We start from the raw sequence: 2,099 nt of genomic DNA on the forward strand, positions 1-2,099 counted from the left end.
CAGGAATTCGGTGTGGTCGCGGTCGAGTAGGTACTCAGTCTGCTGGCGATTCATGGAGTCCAGATAGATGTGCTCAAAACTGAGCGTATCTTCTCCCAGGTCAACGAGCATCTTTTCGATGTCTCGCGGCTTTGTTGAATAATAGGTAATCATGCTGTTTTTCTATGCCAGTTTTGGTAGAAAATGCTTGTCATCTTAGGTGTACAGTTTTCTCATGAGGCCTAACTGCATGATTTTGCGTTGCGAGGATCCGTCGTTTCACTTGGCTGCCAGCATAAAATCTATTTATTCAACAAAGCCTGTCTCGCTTGACGTTCTTATTGTTGCTTTTCTGTCAGCTCCGCAATCTCGCGGCTGGACATGGTTAAAACATGTTCAGATATTAAATTTTGCATGTAAAAATTCCTCGTGGTTAAACGATTGAGTGGAAATTTGACACGATACCGTAGCGGGAAAAGGGTTTAATTATGCCGGTTCGAGGCAGAAAGTTTGAGACAGCTTTGCCAGTCCCTTCGGTGTCACCAGCACCTGCTCGCGGATTTTGTCGGTGCCGTCGTCACAGGGGATAATGGATATTTTATGCTCGAGGTAGCCGGACTGGATTTTGCTCTGGTAGGCCATCCAGTTCTTTCCCCCAATACGGCGATAAATCCAGCCACGCTCACGGAGAAAGGCGAACAGGTCTTTGGGGCGTACCTGCAACTCCTTTGCAGCGTTGGTGATGCACATGCCGCCGTCAGATTTGGCGATGCGGTGCAGGGCTTTTACGTCGGGGGCCATCTCCTCTACCTTGCTTTCAAGAGCGATAACCTTTTCGGTGTAGGTAAGCAGAATACCGCGCATGGCTGCCGGGTCGTTGAGCATCTGAATGGGGTCTGCGGGGATGGCTAACTGTTTTTCCAGTTCACGCCAGCGCTTGGCGACTTTATGGCGAAGTTCGATGCTGTACCCCATGACAAGCGTCATCGTTAAGTCCTGGTCAAGCAAAAACTCCTGATAGACGCGTCCTTTGCTGTCTTTGTAATCAGCCGAAAAGTCGGCCGATTGAATATTGAGCGCCTCGAACATTTTGCGGCAGTCTTCCAGCACATGTTTATGCTGCTTTTCGGTCAGCACCGCAATCTCACGGCTGGACATGGTTAAAATATGTTCAGAAACTAAATTTTGCATGAGTAAACCTCTCACAAGTCAATGTGATTAATGGAACCCCGGCACGTTACCGGAGCGGGATGATTAGCTACCGAGCTTTTTAATCAGGTCGTCTTTGTGTATGACGAGATAGTCAGCTCGACGCGCGATTTCAAATAAGGTATCGAGACTGGCAACATATTCGTCATCAGCGATTGGCCGGGAGCTGATGACTTTATTATCTTGAAGGGTAAGTAGTATTTCGCTGGTTACGCCACTGACGGCAACTGTACCATTAAGCTGCTCTTCCATGCGGTTAAACTCCGCAATGTAAGCTTCTTTGAACGCTGCTGCTTTTTTGCCCGTAAAGCCCATGACGAGGAAGACGAAGCCGTCTTTGGTCATTTCATAAGCTTCAATTTCACGTTTGTCGAAGCCAGCCTTTACTTCCACTCCGACGGCGCAAAAGTTTGCTGTCGTAAAAGCTGCAGAGCATTCGAGAGATCTGATCTTTTTTAGTACATCTTTGTGCTGCTTTTCAAAATATTCAGCGACAGCAATAGACGTTGTAACGGCTTTACCGTTATGGATGGTAACTGTAGGTGTGGCAAGAGATGTATGAAGGGCCATGATAGCCTCCGATAGTGAACTAAACCTACCTCACCACCGTCGAGACCAATCTAGGGTGGTGAACTGAACGGAGTTGGTCTTACCGGGTTCACCTTCCGGCGAGCCTTGCGGCTCCCCCATCCAGCCCACCATTGAGATGTAGCTAGATTACGACATAAAAAAACACGCTCGCGGCGTGTCATTCTGTCGCGGTGAATCTCGGCGGGAGACCAATCCCGGCACCTGAATTTGCAGATGCAGAGTGACTATAGCGCATGGGTTCTCCTTGCGTCAATGGTGTGGTGGATTTCGATTGTTGGCCTGCACAAAATAGCTGTAGCCCTTGTGGAATGCGGGTTCTT

2 protein-coding genes are annotated in these 2,099 nt (G+C 48.5%); both read right to left on the reverse strand.

The features are described 5' to 3' along the window. Positions 1 to 465 precede the first annotated feature (465 nt). Positions 466 to 1,170 (reverse strand): phage antirepressor KilAC domain-containing protein, encoded by a 705-nt coding sequence (locus ACTBDZ_RS17260; RefSeq protein ID WP_438816202.1) that lies wholly within the window; start codon positions 1,168 to 1,170, stop codon positions 466 to 468. A 63-nt stretch (positions 1,171 to 1,233) separates the two neighbouring features. After that, complete coding sequence (locus tag ACTBDZ_RS17265; protein WP_438816203.1) at positions 1,234 to 1,758, reverse strand: Rha family transcriptional regulator; 525 nt, start codon at positions 1,756 to 1,758, stop codon at positions 1,234 to 1,236. Positions 1,759 to 2,099 lie beyond the last annotated feature (341 nt).

This window comes from Symbiopectobacterium sp. (assembly GCF_051710365.1).
In the GTDB taxonomy this organism is placed as follows: domain Bacteria; phylum Pseudomonadota; class Gammaproteobacteria; order Enterobacterales; family Enterobacteriaceae; genus Symbiopectobacterium.

Bases quoted from the DNA above. Each gene is read 5' to 3' on its own strand.
- ACTBDZ_RS17265 (WP_438816203.1), bottom strand. From the start codon at position 1,758: ATGGCCCTTCATACATCTCTTGCCACACCTACAGTTACCATCCATAAC.
- ACTBDZ_RS17260 (WP_438816202.1), bottom strand. From the start codon at position 1,170: ATGCAAAATTTAGTTTCTGAACATATTTTAACCATGTCCAGCCGTGAG.